Source organism: Bacillus cereus group sp. N12 (genome assembly GCF_016483575.1).
GTDB classification, from domain to species: Bacteria; Bacillota; Bacilli; order Bacillales; family Bacillaceae_G; genus Bacillus_A; species Bacillus_A toyonensis.
Genome location: NZ_JAEHBO010000208.1, coordinates 1 through 387 on the forward strand (window position 1 = coordinate 1; position 387 = coordinate 387).

Here is a 387-nt window from a genome sequence, read left to right on the forward strand (position 1 = left end):
CCCGTCCTTCATCGACTCCTAGTGTCAAGGCATCCACCGTGCGCCCTTTCTAACTTAACCAAACTAAAATTAAAAAAATATGAGCTACACTGTTATCTAGTTTTCAAAGAACATACATTTATATATGAGAGATAGTTCTCTCAAAACTGAACAAAACGAAACACGGAAACTTATATTGATGAACAGCGTTCATCAATTCTCCATAGAAAGGAGGTGATCCAGCCGCACCTTCCGATACGGCTACCTTGTTACGACTTCACCCCAATCATCTGTCCCACCTTAGGCGGCTGGCTCCATAAAGGTTACCCCACCGACTTCGGGTGTTACAAACTCTCGTGGTGTGACGGGCGGTGTGTACAAGGCCCGGGAACGTATTCACCGCGGCAT

General features: G+C 46.0%; 1 rRNA gene. It reads right to left on the reverse strand.

Going from position 1 to position 387, the window contains the following annotated elements:
• Positions 1-206: 206 nt before the first annotated feature.
• A 16S ribosomal RNA gene (locus JDS92_RS30180) occupies positions 207-387 on the reverse strand; the annotation flags it as partial.